The 16,949-nt window shown below is 71.1% G+C and carries 15 protein-coding genes and 3 tRNA genes; 9 read left to right on the forward strand and 9 right to left on the reverse strand.

The window, feature by feature from the left end:
* Positions 1-38 precede the first annotated feature (38 nt).
* A complete protein-coding gene (locus ACIOD1_RS24555) occupies positions 39-1,001 on the reverse strand; it encodes a nucleotidyl transferase AbiEii/AbiGii toxin family protein (RefSeq protein ID WP_401904608.1) in 963 nt (320 codons plus the stop codon).
* Positions 998-1,594, reverse strand: coding sequence for a hypothetical protein (locus ACIOD1_RS24560; RefSeq protein WP_401904609.1), 597 nt, complete (start codon positions 1,592-1,594; stop codon positions 998-1,000). Before ACIOD1_RS24560 ends, ACIOD1_RS24555 begins: the two co-directional genes overlap by 4 nt.
* Positions 1,595-1,728: 134 nt before the next feature.
* On the opposite strand from ACIOD1_RS24560, the gene ACIOD1_RS24565 reads away from it, so the two are divergent.
* Positions 1,729-2,961 carry an RNA polymerase sigma factor gene (locus tag ACIOD1_RS24565; RefSeq protein WP_365614423.1) on the forward strand — a complete coding sequence of 411 codons (1,233 nt, stop codon included), beginning with the start codon at positions 1,729-1,731 and terminating at the stop codon, positions 2,959-2,961.
* A gap of 75 nt (positions 2,962-3,036) precedes the next feature.
* On the opposite strand, the gene ACIOD1_RS24570 is transcribed toward ACIOD1_RS24565, so the two are convergent.
* The 4 genes from ACIOD1_RS24570 to ACIOD1_RS24585 form a co-directional block, all read right to left on the reverse strand.
* Positions 3,037-4,959: an ABC transporter ATP-binding protein gene (locus ACIOD1_RS24570; RefSeq protein ID WP_365614420.1), complete on the reverse strand. Its 1,923-nt coding sequence runs from the start codon at positions 4,957-4,959 to the stop codon at positions 3,037-3,039.
* Positions 4,956-6,689 carry an ABC transporter ATP-binding protein gene (locus ACIOD1_RS24575; protein ID WP_365614418.1) on the reverse strand — a complete coding sequence of 578 codons (1,734 nt, stop codon included), beginning with the start codon at positions 6,687-6,689 and terminating at the stop codon, positions 4,956-4,958. Before ACIOD1_RS24575 ends, ACIOD1_RS24570 begins: the two co-directional genes overlap by 4 nt.
* Before the next feature lie 190 nt (positions 6,690-6,879).
* Entirely contained in the window at positions 6,880-8,331 is a 1,452-nt protein-coding gene (locus tag ACIOD1_RS24580; protein ID WP_365614416.1) for an FGGY family carbohydrate kinase, read from the reverse strand.
* 82 nt (positions 8,332-8,413) lie between these two features.
* Entirely contained in the window at positions 8,414-8,719 is a 306-nt protein-coding gene (locus ACIOD1_RS24585; RefSeq protein ID WP_365614413.1) for a YtxH domain-containing protein, read from the reverse strand.
* A 145-nt stretch (positions 8,720-8,864) separates the two neighbouring features.
* On the opposite strand from ACIOD1_RS24585, the gene ACIOD1_RS24590 reads away from it, so the two are divergent.
* From ACIOD1_RS24590 to ACIOD1_RS24625, 8 genes are all read left to right on the forward strand, one after another.
* Positions 8,865-8,937 (forward strand) — tRNA-Asn (locus tag ACIOD1_RS24590).
* 5 nt (positions 8,938-8,942) lie between these two features.
* Positions 8,943-9,015: transfer RNA gene (locus tag ACIOD1_RS24595), tRNA-Asn, on the forward strand.
* 184 nt (positions 9,016-9,199) lie between these two features.
* Positions 9,200-9,273: transfer RNA gene (locus ACIOD1_RS24600), tRNA-Ile, on the forward strand.
* A 481-nt stretch (positions 9,274-9,754) separates the two neighbouring features.
* Entirely contained in the window at positions 9,755-10,204 is a 450-nt protein-coding gene (locus ACIOD1_RS24605; RefSeq protein WP_365614410.1) for a DUF6325 family protein, read from the forward strand.
* Between the two features lie 84 nt (positions 10,205-10,288).
* A complete protein-coding gene (locus ACIOD1_RS24610) occupies positions 10,289-10,576 on the forward strand; it encodes an SHOCT domain-containing protein (RefSeq protein WP_401904614.1) in 288 nt (95 codons plus the stop codon).
* A 313-nt stretch (positions 10,577-10,889) separates the two neighbouring features.
* Positions 10,890-11,723: a class II glutamine amidotransferase gene (locus ACIOD1_RS24615; protein WP_365614404.1), complete on the forward strand. Its 834-nt coding sequence runs from the start codon at positions 10,890-10,892 to the stop codon at positions 11,721-11,723.
* Positions 11,724-11,768: 45 nt separating this feature from the next.
* On the forward strand, positions 11,769-12,185 hold the full coding sequence (locus tag ACIOD1_RS24620) for an SHOCT domain-containing protein (RefSeq protein WP_365614401.1): 417 nt from the start codon (positions 11,769-11,771) through the stop codon (positions 12,183-12,185).
* A 15-nt stretch (positions 12,186-12,200) separates the two neighbouring features.
* Positions 12,201-12,899 carry a GAP family protein gene (locus tag ACIOD1_RS24625; RefSeq protein ID WP_401904617.1) on the forward strand — a complete coding sequence of 233 codons (699 nt, stop codon included), beginning with the start codon at positions 12,201-12,203 and terminating at the stop codon, positions 12,897-12,899.
* 11 nt (positions 12,900-12,910) lie between these two features.
* Here the strand turns inward: ACIOD1_RS24625 and ACIOD1_RS24630 are convergent, their stop codons facing one another.
* The 3 genes from ACIOD1_RS24630 to ACIOD1_RS24640 all read right to left on the reverse strand — a co-directional run bounded on the left by ACIOD1_RS24630 (position 12,911) and on the right by ACIOD1_RS24640 (position 16,905).
* On the reverse strand, positions 12,911-13,879 hold the full coding sequence (locus tag ACIOD1_RS24630; protein WP_365614395.1) for a hypothetical protein: 969 nt from the start codon (positions 13,877-13,879) through the stop codon (positions 12,911-12,913).
* A gap of 53 nt (positions 13,880-13,932) precedes the next feature.
* Complete coding sequence (locus ACIOD1_RS24635) at positions 13,933-15,549, reverse strand: MFS transporter (protein ID WP_365614392.1); 1,617 nt, start codon at positions 15,547-15,549, stop codon at positions 13,933-13,935.
* Positions 15,550-15,699: 150 nt separating this feature from the next.
* The gene (locus ACIOD1_RS24640) at positions 15,700-16,905 is read right to left on the reverse strand and encodes a glutamate--cysteine ligase (RefSeq protein WP_401904621.1); all 1,206 of its coding nucleotides are present in this window, start codon (positions 16,903-16,905) and stop codon (positions 15,700-15,702) included.
* Between the last annotated feature and the right edge of the window lie 44 nt (positions 16,906-16,949).

The following is a 16,949-nucleotide window of genomic DNA, read 5'->3' on the forward strand; positions in this document are numbered from 1 at the left end:
CCGGACGAACCCGCCGCCCCGGCACCCGCCGCCCCCGCCTAGCGCCCCCGGAACGTGGGTTCCAGGGCTGTCAGAAGCCGCGCGGCCCAGTGTTCCTCGGAGCCGGCGAGCCCCGGGTACTCGGCCGCGAAGTGGCGCCACTCGTGGCCGACGCTCCCGTAGGCGGCGATGTCCGCCAGGGAGACCTCGGGGTTCGGCAGCGGGCGCTCCGGGGCCGACCGGAACACCTCCTCCAGCAGCGGGTACGGCAGCGCGTACCGCTCCGCGAGCAGGACGGCGTCGTACAGGTCCTTGCCCTGCGGGTGCATGTCGCTCACCAGCCACAGCAGCTTCCACGCCAGCGACAGGGCCGGTGAGGCCGCCCGCACCGCGGCCCCGCCGGGCAGTTCCACCGGCTCGGGGGGAGCCGGCAGCCGCTCGTTGAAGACGAAGTCGAGCTGCACCTGCCCGGCCGGGAGCCCCGGCACCTCCCAGGGCAGCACCATCCGCAGTCCGGGCACCCGGTCGTAGGTCCAGATGCCCTCGCGGACGGCCCCCGAGGCCCGGAGACCGGCCCGCCCGTCCGCGGCGGCGGCGATGCCCTCCAACATCTCACCCGTGCGCCCGTCGTCGACCGCCCAGGTGTGCGGCACGACCACGAAGTCCAGATCGCCGGGCTCCCGCGCGGCCTCCCCGCACCACCGGGCCAGCAGGACGCTGCCGCGCAGGACCAGCGCGTCCACCCAGGGGGACCGCGCGACGCCCTCCAGCACGGCGTCCATCGCCGCCCTCCGCGCCACCGCCCAGGCCCTCGTCCGCGCCGGGTCGTCGAACACCGGGTCGGCGCCCCGGTAGGCCCGGGCCAAGTGCTTCAGCGCGGGGTCGAACACCGCCCGCTGCCGTACGTCGTCCCCCGCGACCGGCCGCAGGGTGCGGGGGAGTGCGAGCCCGGCCCGGGTCTCCTCCTCCAGCGGCTCCCGGGGGAGCACCTCGGACCTCCAGCCGAACTCCTGCCAACTCATCCGCCCGCCTCCTCCTCGATCCATCCGTCGTCCACCGACAGGTCGCTGTCGTACAGCACGAACTCCCGCTCCTCGGAGCGGATCTCGTACCCCGCCTCCACCAGCTCCGCGATCAGCCGGTCGCACGCCGCCGTCGCCCGTGAGGCCGTACCCCGCACGCGCTGGCTGACGAAACGTTCGTGCAGTCCGCTCGGGCCGGGCAGCAGGCGGCGGGCGTTCCAGGACACGTGCGCCGCGTGCGGGACCACCAACGCCTCCAGCGCCCGCTGGTCGTAGCCGGTCGGCAGCAGCAGCTTCAGGTGGTGCTCGTAGTAGCCCCCGCCCGGCCCCGGGGCCTCCGTGCTCCAGGGAACCGTCTCGACCTTGACGCGGACCGGGTCGAAGCCGGCCGCCCGCAACTGGGGCACCAACCGCTCGTGCCCCGTGCGGTCCGGGAGCGTCAGCATCGGCTGCGAGACCGTCAGGCCCCGGGCCAGCACGATGTGCGTGACCTTCAACTCCCGCGCTGCCGCCCAGGATTCGAGCCGCGCGAGTTCCGCCGCGTCCGGGCAGCGGACCGTCACGTGGGTTTCGTAGGTTCCGTGCGAAGACATGGCGTCGATCATCTCGGACATGCGTCCGATCCGCATCGGGGTTCTCGTCGGGGGGTAACCATCCGGTCACGCACCGGTCTCAGAAAGTGCCCGCACGCCCCTCGTGGCCGCGATGTGTCGTACCCCACACTGAGGTGCGGTCCCCCGTCCTCGGAGCCCTGGAGGTCGCCCCCGTGCAGACCCGGACCCTGACCGCGAACGTGAGCCACGCCGACCGCGGCGCAGTCGTCGCAGCCGGTGCCGTCACCATCCCCGAGGCCGAACCGGTGGACGAGGCCGTGGACGAAGCCCCAGAACCGGAAGAAGCCGCAGAACCGGAAGCCCCGGAAGCGGAAGAAGCCGCGGAGACGGACGAGGTGGACCCCGCCGGGTCCGACGAGGAACCCGAGGTGGCGGAGCTCATGGAGCCGGCCCCCGCGCCCCGCCCACGCCCTCGGGACACCGACGGCTCGGCCGGGCCCTCCGCCGACCTCTTCCGCCAGTACCTGCGCGAGATAGGCAGGATCCCGCTGCTCACCGCCGCCGAGGAGGTCGACCTCGCCCGCCGGGTGGAAGCGGGACTCTTCGCCGAGGAGAAGCTCACCGGCTCCGCCGACCTCGACTCCCGGCTGGCCTTCGACCTCGACCGGCTCGTCGTCATGGGCCGGATGGCCAAGCGCCGCCTCATCGAGTCGAACCTGCGCCTCGTCGTCTCCGTCGCCAAGCGCTACGTCGGCCGCGGGCTCACCATGCTCGACCTGGTCCAGGAGGGCAACCTCGGATTGATCCGGGCCGTCGAGAAGTTCGACTACGCGCGGGGCTACAAGTTCTCCACCTACGCCACCTGGTGGATCCGGCAGGCGATGTCCCGGGCCCTCGCCGACCAGGCCCGGACCATCCGCGTTCCCGTCCACGTCGTCGAACTGATCAACCGCGTCATCCGGGTCCAGCGCCGCATGCTCCAGGAACGCGGCTACGAGCCCACCGCCGAAGAGGTCGCCGTCCACCTGGAGCTGACCCCGGAACGGGTGCTGGAGGTGCTCCGCCTCGCCCAGGAGCCCGTCTCCCTGCACGCCCCCGTCGGCGAGGAGGACGATGTCGCCCTCGGAGACCTCATCGAGGACGGAGACGCCGCCTCGCCCATGGAGTCCGCCGCCTTCTTCCTGCTGCGCGAACACCTGGAAGCGGTGCTGTCCACCCTCGGCGAGCGCGAACGCAAGGTGGTCCAGCTGCGCTACGGACTGGCCGACGGCCGCCCCCGCACGCTGGAGGAGATCGGCCGGATCTTCGGCGTGACCCGCGAGCGGATCCGCCAGATCGAGTCCAAGACCCTCGCCAAGCTGCGCGACCACGCCTTCGCCGACCAGCTCCGCGGCTACCTCGACTGACCGTCCCGCCCACGGGGAAGGGGCGCCCCGAAGGACGCCCCCACCCGTGCGGTCGCGCCGGCGACCCGGTCGACCTCAGTCGACCTCGGCCACCGCCTGCGCGAACTGCGCCGCGTACAGCCGGGCGTACGCGCCGTCCGAGGACAGCAGTTCCTCGTGCGAACCCTGCTCCACGATCGAACCGTTCTCCATCACCAGGATCACGTCGGCGTCGCGGATCGTCGACAGCCGGTGCGCGATCACGAAGGACGTCCGGCCGTGCGCCAGGCGCGCCATCGCCTTCTGGATCAGGACCTCGGTACGGGTGTCCACCGAGCTGGTCGCCTCGTCGAGGACCAGGATCACCGGGTCCGACAGGAAGGCCCGGGCAATGGTGATCAGCTGCTTCTCACCGGCGCTGACCCCGGCGCCCTCGTCGTCGAGCACCGTGTCGTAGCCGTCGGGCAGGGTACGGACGAAGCGGTCCGCGTGGGCCGCCCGCGCGGCCTCCTCGATCTCCTCGCGCGTGACCTCGCGCGAGGCGCCGTAGGCGATGTTCTGCGCGATGGTGCCGCCGAACAGCCAGGTGTCCTGGAGGACCATGCCGATGCCGCCGCGCAGTTCCTCGCGGGTCATCTTCGCGATGTCCACGCCGTCGAGCGCGATCTCCCCGCCCGTGACCTCGTAGAACCGCATCAACAGGTTGACCAGCGTGGTCTTGCCGGCGCCCGTCGGGCCGACGATCGCCACGGTCTGGCCCGGCTCCACGCTCAGCGACAGGTTCTCGATCAGCGGCTTGTCGGGCTCGTAGCGGAAGGCCACCTTGTCCAGGGTGACCTGGCCGCGCAGGGTCTCGGGACGCTCCGGAACCACCGCGTCCGGCTCCTGCTCCTCCGCGTCCAGCAGCTCGTACACCCGCTCCGCCGAGGCAACGCCCGACTGGACCAGGTTCGCCATGGACGCCACCTGCGTCAGCGGCATCGAGAACTGGCGCGAGTACTGGATGAAGGCCTGCACGTCACCGATGGACAGGGTGCCCGAGGCCACCCGCAGACCACCGACGACCGCGATCAGCACGTAGTTGATGTTCGATATGAAGAACATCACCGGCTGCATGATCCCGCTGACCAACTGCGCCTTGAACGAAGCCCGGTACAGCTCCTCGTTCTGCTCGGCGAAGAGCGCCGCCGACTCCTTCTGCCGACCGAAGACCTTCACCAGCGTGTGGCCGGAGTACATCTCCTCGACGTGGGCGTTCAGCGCGCCGGTGGTCTTCCACTGCGCGACGAACTGGGGCTGCGACCGCTTGCCGATCTTGGCCGCGACCAGCACCGACACCGGCACGGTCACCAGCGCGACCAGCGCCAGCAGCGGCGAGATCCAGAACATCATCACCAGCACGCCGACGATCGTCAGCAGCGAGTTCAGCAGCTGCCCCATCGTCTGCTGGAGCGTCTGACCGATGTTGTCGATGTCGTTCGTCGCCCGGCTGAGCACCTCGCCGCGCTTCTGCTGGTCGAAGTACGACAGCGGAAGCCGCGACAGCTTCGCCTGGAGCTCCTCGCGCATCCGGTAGACGGTGCCGTTCATCACGTGGTTCGACAGCCGGGTCGCGACCAGCATCATCAGGCCCGCCAGCGTGAACACCACCAGCGCCCAGATCGCCACGACGCCCACGGCGCCGAAGTCGATGCCCTGGCCCGGGGTGAAGTCGGTGCCGGACAGCATGTCCGCCATCCCGCCCTGACCCTTGGCCCGCAGCCCCTCCAGGGCCTGCTCCTTGGTGAGGCCCGCGGGCATCTGCCGGCCGACGATCCCCGCGAAGACCAGGTCGGTCGCCTCGCCGAGGATCTTCGGTCCGACGACCGCGCAGCCCACGCTGGCGACCACGGCCGCGATCATGCCCCACAGCTTCTTGCGGTCCTGCGCCAACTGGCCCAGGAGCCGCTTGCCCGATCCCTTGAAGTCCATGGACCTCTGGACCGGGCCCGTCATCATCCGTCCTCCGGGCCCGCTCATGCGGCCTCCGCCTCCGTCAGCTGGGAGAGCACGATCTCCCGGTAGGTCTCGTTGTCGGCCATCAACTCGTGATGGCGTCCCTCGCCCACGACCTGTCCCTCGTCCAGGACGATGATCCGGTCGGCGTCACGGATCGTGGAGACCCGCTGGGCGACGATGACCACCGTCGCCTCCTCGGTCTCGCGGGCGAGCGCCGCGCGCAGCGCCGCGTCCGTCGCGTAGTCCAGGGCGGAGAAGGAGTCGTCGAAGAGGTAGATCTCCGGCCGCTGCACCAGGGTGCGGGCGATGGCCAGGCGCTGGCGCTGGCCGCCGGAGACGTTCGTGCCGCCCTGAGAGATGGGCGCGTCCAGCCCGCCCTCCAGCTCGGAGACGAAGCCCTTGGCCTGAGCGACCTCCAGGGCCTGCCACAGTTCCTCGTCGGAGGCGTCGGGGCGCCCGTAGCGCAGGTTCGTGGCGACGGTCCCGGAGAACAGGTACGGCTTCTGCGGGACCATGCCGACCGTCCTGGCCAGCAGCTCCGGATCGAGCCGGCGTACGTCGACCCCGTCGACCAGCACGTCGCCGCCGGTCGCGTCGAACAGCCGCGGGACCAGGCCGAGCAGGGTGGACTTGCCGCTGCCGGTCGAGCCGATCACGGCGGTGATCTCGCCGGGGCGGGCCACCAGGTCCACCCCGCGCAGCACCGGCGCCTCGGCGCCCGGGTAGCGGAAGTCGGCGGCGCGCAGCTCAAGCTGCCCGCTGCGGGACAGCTCGCGCACCGGCTCGGCCGGCGGGACCACGCTGGAGTCGGTGTCGAGGACCTCCTGGATGCGCTCGGCGCAGACCTCGGCGCGGGGCACCATCATGAACATGAAGGTGGCCATCATCACGGACATGACGATCTGCATCAGATAGGCGAGGAACGCCGTCAGCTGCCCGATCTCCATGCCGCCGCTGTCCACGCGCATCGCGCCGAACCAGATCACGGCCACGCTGGAGATGTTCACGACCACGATCACCGTGGGGAACATCAGCGCGAGCAGCTTGCCCGAGGCGAGCGAGACGGCCGTCAGGTCGGCGTTCGCCTGCCGGAAGCGCTCCTCCTCGTAGCCGTCGCGGACGAAGGCGCGGATCACCCGGTTGCCGGTGATCTGCTCGCGCAGCACCCGGTTCACGGTGTCCAGGCGTACCTGCATCTGTCGGAACAGCGGGCGCGTCCTGAAGACGATCGCACCGACCGACAGACCGAGCACGGGCACCACGGCCAGCAGGACGCCCGACAGCTTCACGTCGAGGGAGAGCGCCATCACGATGCCGCCGACGCACATGATCGGAGCCGAGACCATCAGGGTGAAGGTCATCAGGACCAGCATCTGCACCTGCTGGACGTCGTTCGTCGTCCGGGTGATCAGCGACGGTGCGCCGAACTGCCCGAGCTCGCGGGCGGAGAAGCTCTGCACCCGGTCGAAGACGGCGGCGCGCACGTCACGGCCGACGGCGGCCGCGGTGCGGGCGCCGTAGTACACGGCCCCGACGTTGCAGACGAGCTGGACGAGCGAGACGCCGAGCATCAGCGCGCCGAAGCGCAGGATGTAACCCGTGTCACCGCTGACGACACCGTTGTCGATGATGTCGGCGTTGAGGGTGGGCAGGTAGAGGCTCGCACTGGTCTGGAGGAGCTGTAGCAGCACCAGAAGGGCGATCGGTTTGCGGTACGGACCCAGATGGGTCCGCAAAAGTCGTATGAGCACGCGCAGGCTCCGGTCGGCATGATCGAGGGGGTTCGGTCCATCTTCTGCCAACCGGCGGCTTGATCCCCACCGGTTTTCGCAAAGCCCGGTCAAAAGGATGAGGTCCACGGGACCGCGGTCCCGGGCCGCCGCCGTACGGGTCCCGACGCGCCCCCGGAGCACGCCGGGTACGCCCCCTGGAGCGCGCCCCCTAGAACGCGTCCGGGAACGCCCCGGGGTGCAGCTGCTCCCGCGTCGTCACGTACTGCTGGCGCACCGCCTGCCAGGCCGGCAACTCCTCGCCCGGCTCGAACACCTGGGCCGCGGGGGCCGGCCACACCGGCGGGGTGTGCGGGGCCAGGGTCCCCTGGTGCGCCCCGAGCGCCCACGCCGCTTGGCGGGCGGCGCCCAGAGCGGCGTAGTCGGCGGGGGCGGGGACGACCACCTGCGTCCCGAACAGCCCGGGAGCGGCGGCCTGTACGGCGGGCAGCTCGGCTGCCGCGCCCAGCAGGAACACCCGCCGGATCGGCACGCCGCGTCGGCGCAGCACGTCGAGGGCGTCGACGAGCCCGCACAGCATGCCCTCGAAGGCGGCCCGCGCCAGGTGCTCGGGCTTCATCGAGTCCCGGCGCAGCCCGGACAGGGTCCCGGCGGTGTGCGGCAGGTTCGGGGTCCGCTCGCCCTCCAGGTACGGCAGGAGCACGAGGCCGTGGGCGCCCGGGGTCGACTTCAGCGCGAGCGCGCTCAGGCCCTCCAGGTCGGTGCCGAGCAGTTCGGCGGTGCCGCGCAGGGCGCGCACGGCGTTGGAGGTGTTCACCACGGGCAGGTGCATGCCGCCCGCGTCGGCCATCGAGGTGACGAGGCCACCGGGCTCGTAGACCGCCTCGTGGTGCACGGCCATCACCGAACCGGAGGCGCCGAGCGAGACCACCGCGTCCCCCGGCCCGAGCCCCAGCCCGAGCGCGGCGGCCATGGTCTCCCCGGTGCCGGCGGATATGAGCAGCCCCTCGGGGGTCATCCCGGCGGCGTCGCTCGGGCCGAGCACCTCGGGCAGCAGCGCCCGGTGCCCGAGCGCCAGCTCGACCAGGTCGGGGCGGTAGGAACCGGTGGCCGCCGACCAGTAGCCGGTCCCGGAGGCGCCGGCCCGGTCGGTGGTGCGGCGGGCGGGCCGGCCGAGCAACTGCCAGACGAGCCAGTCGTGCGGGGACATCACCACGGCCACCCGGCGCGCGGCCTCCGGCTCGTTGCGGGCCAACCAGGCCAGCTTCGCGACGGGCTGCGCGGAGTGCGGCACCGAACCCACCGCGGCGACCCACGCCTCGCGACCGCCGAGGGCCTCGATCAGCTCGGCTGCGGCGACCTGCCCGCGCTTGTCGTTGCCGACGAGGGCGGGCCGCACCAGGGCGCCCTGCGCGTCCAGCGGCAGCACACCGTGCTGCTGGGCGCAGACCCCGATGGCCTGGACGCCCTCCAGCAGCCCTCCGCCCGCGGCTTCCCCGAGGGAGAGCAGCCAGGCCTGTGGATCGGTCTCGTGGGGAACGGGCTCGCCGGTGGGCTGCGGATGGGGCGCGTAGCCCTGGCGCAGCACGGCGCCCGTGTCCGTGTCACAGACGACGATGCGAGTGAAGGTGGAAGAGCTGTCCAGCCCGGCGACTATCCCCATGTGGAGAATTCTGCCGCACGCCGGGCCGGACTCGCCCCGTCCGGTACTGGGCCCATCCGGTACGGGCCCCCTCGCGGTGACCTCAGGTGTTGGTGGTGCCCCACTCGTCCTCGGCGCCGCCGGAGCCGGATCGGCCGCGCAGCGTCCGTACCCGCTGGGCCAGGGAGTCCGGCACCGCGTCGCCCACCTTGTCGCCCACGACGGCGAACGCCTTGCCCGCGAACTGGCGCCCGCTCTGCCCGGCCGTCTCGGCGGCGTTGCGCACCACCGGGTGCTGCGCGATCTCCCGCGCGGACTTCTTCAGCTGCTCGTAGCGCTCGCGCCCCGCCCGGGTCCCGAGCACGTATCCGAGGGCCAGTCCGCCCACGAAAGCGACCTTGTACCGCATGCCTGTCACCCTTCGTCGTGTGGTGCCCGACCGGCCGCAGATACCGATTGGCGGAGCACCCCCCTGCTTGCGCTAATCTATGACTCGCAGCGAGCGCTCGCCCCCCGGCAAGGCCGGAGGTGGGCCGTTCGATGCACCGCTTCAATCCCCTGTAGCTCAATTGGCAGAGCAGCCGACTGTTAATCGGCAGGTTACTGGTTCGAGTCCAGTCGGGGGAGCGCGGTCCCCTGTAGCTCAATTGGCAGAGCAGCCGACTGTTAATCGGCAGGTTACTGGTTCGAGTCCAGTCGGGGGAGCAAAGAGAAGAGGACCCCGCGCGGGTCCTCTTTCTTTTTTGCCCGGATCCCGGAACCGGGCAGCCGTCAGCGAAGTCTCTCTGAACAGGCGAAGCCGATCATGCGACGCATCCGAGGCAGGAGATCGTATGAGCGGCTATGCTGCGGCAGACGGCGCGCACACATGTACGCGCCACGCCGTAAAGGGGCGGTAGCTCAGCCGGTTAGAGCAGCGGACTCATAATCCGTCGGCCGTGGGTTCGAGTCCCACCCGCCCCACTGCGAGCCGCAGGTGAAGAAACGATCTCACCTGCGGCTTTGGCGTTTCCGGAGTCTGTCGTGCCATCAGGGCCTGTCGTGCCATCAGGAGAGCCGACCTCAAGGCTTTGGCGGGTCGCGCAGGTGTGTGCGGCCGGGGCGCGGCACGAGGTGGTCGTCGATGTGGTGCCGGTACGAGACCGGTACGAGCGGAGCGTCGTCGGGCGTCGGCCCGCCCGCTCCAGGACCAGTGGATCGTCACGCACTCCCTCCTCGTCGGCCCGTGGCCGACCGGGCGGGGCATGTGCGATCCGGTCACCTGACCCGGCCACGAGGCGGGGGCCGGCGCGGACCGGTCCCGCGCCGACCGGCCCCGTACCGCCCGGACATGCGCCGCCCTCGGATGGATGCTGGAATGGATCTGGAGGGTCCCGCGCCGCCGTGCGTCGTTCACCCCGGCACCTCGGACGGGCTGGGCCGCGACGGCTCGGAAGGAGTGACCATGAGCGACGAAACGGCTGAGATGGGCCCCGTCGACTACCTGATCGTTGAGTTCCCGGGCAGCCGGATGACAGGCGAAGGTCTGCCCCTGCTCGTCGACCTCGTCGATCGCGGCGTGATCCGCATCCTCGACCTGGTCTTCATCCGGAAGGACTTGGACGGCGCGGTTGCCGTGGTCGAACTCGTGGAGTCCGGCGACCAGGCCGACCTGTCCGTCTTCGTGGGCGCGACGTCCGGCCTGCTGGACCAGGGCGACGTCGAGGAGGCGGGTGCCGCTCTGGAGCCCGGCAACTCCGCCGCCGTACTTGTGTACGAGAACGTCTGGGCCGCCCCCTTGGCCGGTGCCTTGCGGCGCGGCGGCGCCCAGTTGGTGGCCAGTGGCCGCATCCCCGTCGACGCCCTGCTGGCTTCGGCCGAAGCCATCGAGCCGGGCGGGCCGGCGGCTGCCTAGCCGCCTGGCTGCCCGGCAGCCTGAAGGTCCACGGTGCGAACCGGCCGCGACAATCCGTCCCCTTCCTCTGGGAGATGAACGATCATGCCCGGACTCCTTCGTGGTGTCGCCCGTACAGCCGTGGTCGCCGGAACGGCGACCGCGGTGTCCAACCGTGTCTCGCGCCGCCAGGCGGGCCGTTGGGCCCAGCAGGGGGAACCGCAACAGCAGCAACAGGCGGCCCCGCCGGAGCCCGTGGCGGCGACTCCCGCTGCCCCCGTCGACGACATGAGCACCAAGATCGAACAGCTCAAACAACTCGGCGACCTGAGAGACGGAGGCGTTCTGAGCGAGGAGGAGTTCGCCGCGCAGAAGGCCAAGCTGCTTGCCTAAGGGCTGTCCCGCCCTTAGGGCGAAGGCGCAAGACCGAACGCGCGGGACTCGCGAACGCCCACGCAGTCCGGCGAGGCCGGCGAGACCGGCGACGGCATGGTCGGCAGAAGCGCAGGTCTAGCCGTTTGACCTGCGACTTCCTGCTCAGGGCGGCCGAATCCCGTGCACTGCCGGGCCCGCTCCCGCCCGCGTGGCGATCACCGGGGGAAGGGCAGACGATGAGACTGCCGGTGGGTCCGGCGGGATTCGCCCTCGGCTCTGGCCGGGGAACGGTCGTCGGACCCTGCTGGACAACGAGGAACGGTGATCATTCATGTGCCGATGGCTCGCTTACTCGGGGACGCCTCTCCTGCTCGACACCATCCTGTACAAGCCGGCGCACTCGCTGATCGACCAGAGCCTGCACTCCAAACTCGGTGTGGAGACGACCAACGGCGACGGGTTCGGCGTCGGGTGGTACACGGAGAACGGCGGCACACCGGCGGTCCTGCGGGACGTAGGGCCCGCCTGGAACAACCGCAACCTGCGGGAGATCGCGGACCACGTCCAATCCCCGCTGTTCTTCGCCCACATCCGGGCGTCGACCGGAACGGCGGTGCAGCAGACGAACTGCCATCCCTTCCGGCACGGCCGTTGGCTGTGGATGCACAACGGCTCCATCGCCGGTTTCCACCTCATGCGCCGCGAACTCTGCCTGCTCGTCGACCCCGCGCTGTTCAACGACATCGAGGGAACGACGGACTCCGAGGTGATGTTCTACCTCGCGGTCACCTTCGGCCTGGACCAGGACCCGCCCGGCGCCGTGGCGCGGATGGCGGGGGTCGTGGAACGCATCGGGCGCGAGCAGGGTGTGGAGTTCCCGCTCCAGATGACCGTCGCCGTGACCGACGGCGAGCGCGTCTGGGCCTTCCGCTACTCCAGCAAGGGTGAATCCAGGTCGCTGTTCTACAGCAGCCTCGTGGACACCCTGCGCAGGTTGCACCCTGACGTGGCGTTCTTGCGGGACGTGTCCGACGAGACCCGCCTCATCGTGTCCGAGCCCCTCGGTGACCTGCCCGGTGCGTGGAACGAGGTGCCGGAGAGCAGCTACGGCGTCGTACAGCCGGGAAGGGACGAGCTGCTCCCCTTCGCCCCCCAAGCGGCCTGACGCCGCGATCGATGTCTGTGCACACAGTCAACACGGAGGCGCCCCATGAACGAGTCGATGCTGAACCTGGCGGTGGACTACCCGCTCCTGAACATGTTCTGGACCATGATGATGATCTTCCTGTGGGTCCTCTGGTTCATGCTGCTCTTCCGGATCATCGGCGACATCTTCCGCGACGATGACCTGGGCGGCTGGGGCAAGGCGGGGTGGACCATCTTCGTCATCATCCTGCCGTTCCTCGGGGTGTTCGTGTACCTGATCGCCCGCGGTCGCGGGATGGGCGAACGCGAGCTGGCACGGATGCAGCGCAGCGAGCAGGAGTTCCGCTCCTACGTACAGCAGACCGCCGGCGGCGCCACCGGTCAGGCGGAGGAGCTCGCCCGTCTCGCCGAGCTCAAGAACAAGGGCGACATCACGGCCGCCGAGTTCGAGCAGGCCAAGGCCAAGGTCCTCGCGGCATAAGCCGGAAACGTTGCCATGGTGCTCGACCTGCTCACCATCGGCCTGGTCATCACGCTCTACCCGTTGCCGATCGCGGCGTTCGTCGTGGTCGTGTCGGCGCCCCGCGGGGTGCGGAAGGGGCTGGCGTTCATCCTCGCCTGGCTCGCGTGCCTGGTAGCCGTGATCGCCATCGTGCTGCTCCTCACCGACGGGGAGCCGCCCCCGCCGCGCTCCCCTCCCTCCACCGCCGTACTCGTGGTCAAGCTGGTCCTCGGGCTCGGACTGATCGTGTACAGCGAGCGCAAGCGGCGTCGACGACGTACGTCCGCCGCCCCCGACGGCACGACGGATGAGAAGCCGGTGGCGTCCCAAGGCCCGAAGAGCCCGAAGAGCCCGAAGACCTCCAGGGTGGACGAGGTCACGGTGTGGTCCGCGGCCTCGCTCGCCGTCCTCCTCCAGCCCTGGGGGATGGTCGGCGTCGCCGCGACCACGGTCGTGGAGGCCGACCTCTCCCACGGGGAGTCGTACCTGGCGCTCCTGGCCTTCTGCGTCCTGGCGACGTCCACCCTGCTGACCATGGAGCTGTACATGGTGTTCGCGCCACAGCGCGCCCAGCATGCCCTGACGGGGCTGCGCCTATGGCTGGACCAGCACAAGGAACAGGCGATCGTCGTCACCTGCCTCGTCCTCGGCCTGTGGACCGTGGGCAGGAGCCTCTACGAGCTCACCGCCTGAGTTCCGGGCGGTCAGGGGCAGGCGGTGGCCGGGTCGTCGTGGACGAGCGCGCAGATCATCTGTGCGCCGCGCCGGTGATCGGGGTACGCCGTGAGCAGCTCGGCCTTGAAGTCGTTCCACTGGCGGGTGACCTCGGCGGTGGCCCCGGCCGTCGCGCGGCGGAAGTTGTCGCCGGTCTTCGAGCGGGCGGATGCGGGGGTGTCCTTGTTCAGGGCGCGGTTGTGGGAGACGCGGCCGTCGCAGTCGGCGGGCTTGACGCCGGTGGAATCGAAGTCGGTGTAGCAGCCGGTGGCGAGATCGGCGGGGATGCGCTCCCTCGCGTCCCGGGTCCAGTCGGCGTCCTTCATGGCGCTGTAGCGGCGGATGTCGAGGAACGGCGCGAGGTCCGTACGCTCCAGGCCGGGCGGGTTGTCGAGGCCGATCGGCCCGGGAGCGGCCCGGTCGCTCCAGTTGGAGTGGGAGTAGAAGTCCTCGATCTGGTGCCAGCCGCGGCCGAGCTGTTCGAGGACGGCGCATTTGGGTCGCCCGGCGGCCTTCTCGTCCCACGTGCAGGGGGAGGAGAGGTCGATCCGGTCGGCGCGCACCGCTCCGTCGGCGTCGACGAGGCCGTCGGCGGCCCGGACCGCGTCGCGGAAGCGGGCCACGGAGGTACGGATGCAGGCAAGCAGCTCGGTCGTGGCCTCGTCCCGGGTGCGTGGGTAGCCGGGGGCGTAGCGGGGGTCGAGATAGTCGGCGTTGTCGCAGTGCAAGGGGCCGACGTCGAAGTAGGGGCGGTGGTCGTTGGCATTGACCGCCCCGTCGCGGGCGTCGGCCATCGCGTTCAGTGTGACGGGCTCCCAGGGCAGTGCGGCCCGGGTGATGTCCTCGTGGTTGACGCCGGTGAAGGCATGGGCGGGGCCGCCCGACACGGCGCTCAAGGCAGCTGCCAGCAGGGCTGCGACAGCCGCGGAGCGGGTCCGTGCCGAGGGGACGACAGCCATGTCTCCATGCTGCGCGCCCGGACCTGCCCCCGCACGGCGCGCGCGGGCAGCGGTCATGGCTCCGTCGAGCGCGGCTGGGCCGACGGGATCCGCTGGGTGAAGAAGAGGGCGAGCAGAGCGGCGAGGGCCAGGATGGCGAGCGCCGCCCGAAGGCCGTCGAGCCTGGCGCCGGCGTTCGCCTCCAGCACGGCCTCGGACACCTCGGCGCTCGTGCCGGCCTTGTCGAGGGCGGTCTTGAGCTGGGCGTCGGACAGGAAGGGTGCGCCGCTCTGGAGCTGGACGGTCGCGTGGCTCGTCACGCTGTCGGGGACCGCCGGATTCGCCTCGACGCTGGTCAGGAAGGAAGTGGCGAGGGCGGCGATCATGACCGATCCGGCCAGTGCCGTACCGATCGAGGCGCCGAGGTTGGTGACGGCGTTCTGTACGCCGCCGACTTCCGCGCTCTGGGCCTGCGGCACCGCGGACACGGTGACCGACCCGAGCTGGGACGCGAGCGCGCCCATGCCGAGCCCGATCAGCAGGAGGGGGACGGTGACGACCTCCGCGCCGGCGTCCGCGTCGAGCGCGGCCATCAGGACCACCGCTCCCGCGAGCAGCGCGAGGATCCCGAGCCGCACCACCCGCCGGGGCGAGGCGTCCGGGAGGTAGCGCGGGATCAGGGTCGCGGCCGCCAGCAGGCTCACCGAGAGCGGCAGGAGGCGGGCGCCGGTCTGCAGTGCCGACAGGCCCAGGGCGACGGACAGGTAGAGCGGGACGACGAAGAACACGCCCATCTGTACGAGGTACTGGAAGAAGAACATCGTCAGGCCGCCGCTGAGCTGCCTGTTCCGCAGCATGCCGGGATCGATCAGGGGATCCCGGCCCCGCTCGACGACCTTGGCCTCCCAGTGGAGGAAGAGCCGGATCAGTGCCAGACCCGCCAGCATCAGCCACGTCGTCAGGGAGACCCCGAGCCACGAGGGGGCGTCGGGCTTCGGCTGGAACCAGCCCCACTCGTCGGACCGGAGCACGCCGTAGACGAAGATCCCGAGCCCGAGCGCGGAGACCACGGCGCCCACGTAGTCGATGCTCCGGCGTTCACCGGGCGGGGCGTCCGCGATGCGGCGCGCGAGCACGAGGATGCCGAGCACCACCAGGACCTCCCCGGCGAAGACCCACCGCCAGGAGAAGTACGTCGTCGCGACACCGCCGATGAGCGGTCCGACCGCGATCGCCACGGCCCCTGCCGCCACGACGAGTCCGTAGGCGGCAGGACGGCGTTCGACGGCGAAGTTCCCCGCGACGAGCGCCACGATCGCGGGCAGGATCAGCGACGCTCCGATTCCCTCCAGGAACGCCCAGCCCAGCAGCAGCACGGGCAGGTTCGGTGCGAGCGCCGTGGTGAGGGACCCGGCCCCGTAAACGCAGCAGCCGATCATGAACGAACGTTTGCGACCGATCAACGCCCCGACCTTGCCGCCGGGGATCATGAACATCGCCATCACGAGGGTGTAGGCGGTGATCGCGCCCTGGATGCCCGTCACGGTCGTGCCCACGTCCTCGGCCACCGTGGCGATGGAGACGTTCATGACGGAGCTGTCGAGCGCCATCAGGAACTGACCGGACGCGAGCGCCAACAGGACGAGTCGCGCCTTCGCCGTACTCTCGGCCGTGCCTGCCCGGGATGCCATGGAGGCATGGTTCCAGCCGCACCCGGGCCCGGAGGGCAGACCCGCCGCGCGGTCGACCGGATGGGCGCGCCCCCCCGACCCACCGCGAGCCGCAGGTGCAGAACCTCGTGCACCTGCGGCTTTGGCGTGCGTGGGGGAGGGGGTGCCCGGCTAGAAAGCCTCCGTTTCGTCCGCGAGGAGGCGCAGTACGTCCGTCAGATCCTGGCGGCGCGCGAAGGCCGTGCGTTGGCGGTGGGCGCCCGAGCCGTCGCGCAGGAGGGACGCCAGGGCCTTGGCCGCGTGGTCGAGGTCGCCGGCGGCGGCCAGTTCCGGGGCGACCAGGTCGAGCAGGGCCTCCGCCAGGTCGGCCGCGGGGAGTTCCGCGCCCGTGTACGGATCCAGGCCGAAGCCCTCCAGGCCGTCGTGCGCCGCCCGCCAGCGCGCGAGGCGCAGTACGTCGTCCCGTACGGGTGGATCCGGCCGGTGCTCCGCGATCTCGCGCAGGGCCGTGGCCACCAGGGCCCGGGCCAGCTCCGCCTGGAGGACGGCCGTGTCGAGGTCCGGGGACATGTCGGGCGCCCGGAATTCGAGCGTCGGCCAGTGCCCCGAGGGGCGGAGGTCCCAGTAGACCATCTTGGTGTCGAGGGCCGCCCCGGAGTCGAGCAGGGTCTGCACCGAGCGCCGGAAGTGGGCCGTGGAGGTGAAGTGCGGAGGCAGGCCCGCGGAGGGCCAGCCCGACCAGGCCACCGCCCGCCAACTGGAGTGGCCGGTGTCACGGCCGTTCCAGAAGGGGGAGTTGGCCGCCAGCGCGATCAGCGTGGGCAGCCAGCGTCTGACCCGGTTCGAGACGGCGACCGCCGTGTCCACGTCGAGGGTGCCGATGTGGACGTGACGGCCGCAGCTGACCAGGGTGTCGGTCAGGGCGCCGAAGCGCCGGTGCTGCTCGCGCTGGCGCGGTTCGTCGTCGGTCAGGTGCGGCGGCCCCTCCAGGGCCACGACGGGCGAGGGCGCGGCCAGCAGCCGGCAGCCGTGCTCCCGGGCGGCCGCGGCGAGGGTGCGCCGCAGCGCGGCCAGTTCCTCGCGCAGAGTGGACGCCGAGTCGGCGACCGGGGTGGCGATCTCCACCTGATAGCGGGTCCCCTCGGGGTGCACCTGGTGGGGGAGTCCGGCGGCCGTGGCGAGGACGAGGGGCGCGGCCGGGACCACCCGAAGGGTGCGGGAGTCGACGAGGAGGAACTCCTCCTCGACCCCGACCGTGAGGGGGGTGGCTGCGCCGCTCCTGATGCGCGAGCCGTTGCCCGTGACGCCGATGTGGCCGGAGCGGGCCGAGTGGCCGGTGTCGCTGGTGCTCGTGGTGCTGTTGCCAGGTTCGATCACTTCGCCTCCCTGGACATACGAGTCTTTTCATCATGAGCCGAACG

It is taken from the genome of Streptomyces sp. NPDC088097 (genome assembly GCF_044741845.1).
In the GTDB taxonomy this organism is placed as follows: Bacteria; Actinomycetota; Actinomycetes; order Streptomycetales; family Streptomycetaceae; genus Streptomyces.